General features: G+C 70.9%; 1 protein-coding gene and 1 pseudogene. One reads left to right on the top strand and one right to left on the bottom strand.

Annotated features, from left to right (window positions below):
* A pseudogene (locus tag CA983_RS47435) lies at window positions 1-240 on the bottom strand (N-acetylmuramoyl-L-alanine amidase); the annotation flags it as partial.
* A 150-nt stretch (window positions 241-390) separates the two neighbouring features.
* Here CA983_RS47435 and CA983_RS43880 point away from each other — a divergent pair.
* A complete protein-coding gene (locus tag CA983_RS43880; RefSeq protein ID WP_086606129.1) occupies window positions 391-1,146 on the top strand; it encodes a TIGR03089 family protein in 756 nt (251 codons plus the stop codon).
* The last annotated feature ends 61 nt before the right edge of the window (window positions 1,147-1,207 follow it).

The following is a 1,207-nucleotide window of genomic DNA, read 5'->3' on the forward strand; positions in this document are numbered from 1 at the left end:
GTTGCGGGTGAGCGGTTCGAGGGGGAGGGACTGGGTGCTGCCGGGGGCGTACGGTTCGGCTGCGCGCCGGTCGGCCATGGTCGTGTCCGGTGTCCCCGCGTGGGGCGCGGGTCTCGCGGCCGTGGCCGCTTCCGTGGTCGGTACCGGTCTCGCCGTGGCCGCGACGGCGGGCGGAGTGAGGGGAAGGGCCAGAGCGGCCGCACAGGTGACACCGATCGAAGAAGCAAGAAATCCACGCATGCCCACGATCTTGAACATAGTCCTATAAGTCTGTCCATTTGGGATTTGACGGACCGTCGGCCGGGGTTCGGCCGAACCGGTGGCGGATTCACGGCGGGGCGATGGCCCGGCCGTTGGGTCGAGGCCTGGGTGCCGCGTACGCTTGAGCGGGTGAACGCCACCGATCGCACCCCTGCCGACCTGCTGAATTCCGCGCTCGCCGCGGATCCGGGACGCCCCCTGGTGACCTTCTACGACGACGCCACGGGCGAACGTGTCGAGCTGTCCGTGGCCACGTTCGCCAATTGGGTGGCCAAGACCGCCAACCTCCTCCAGGACGAGCTGTCCGTCGAGCCCGGGGACCGGGTGGCGCTGTTGCTGCCCGCGCACTGGCAGACGGCCGTGTGGCTGCTGGCGTGTTCCTCGGTGGGAGTCGTCGCGGACGTTGCCGGGGACGCGCGGGCGGCCGATGTCGTGGTGAGCGGGCCGGACGAGCTGGAAGCCGCGCGGGCGTGTTCCGGGGCGCGGGTCGCGATGGCGCTGCGGCCGCTCGGGGGGCGGTTTCCGCAGGTGCCCGAGGGGTTTGTCGACTACGCGGTGGAGGTGCCGGGGCAGGGGGACCGGTTCGTTCCGTATGCGCCGGTGGATCCGGACGGCCCTGCGCTGATCGTGGCGGGGCGGGAGTTCAGCGGCGCGGAGGTCGTCGAGCGGGCTCGGGCGGAGGCGACGGGACTGGGGTTGACCGGGCCGGGGTCGCGGATTTTGTCGGGGTTGCCGTACGACACGTGGGAGGGGTTGAACGCGGGGTTGTACGGGCCGTTGGCCACGGGGGGTTCTGTGGTGTTGTGCCGGCATCTGGAGCAGGCGGGGGATGGAGTGCTGGACAAGCGGGTGGAGAGTGAGCGGGTTACGGCTATTGCCCGTTAGGGCCTGATTGTCCGGTTCCCTGCGCCGGGGCGGACTCTCCCCCGTTCAGCCCATCCCCACC

This window comes from Streptomyces swartbergensis (assembly GCF_002148965.1).
Classification (GTDB): domain Bacteria; phylum Actinomycetota; class Actinomycetes; order Streptomycetales; family Streptomycetaceae; genus Streptomyces; species Streptomyces swartbergensis.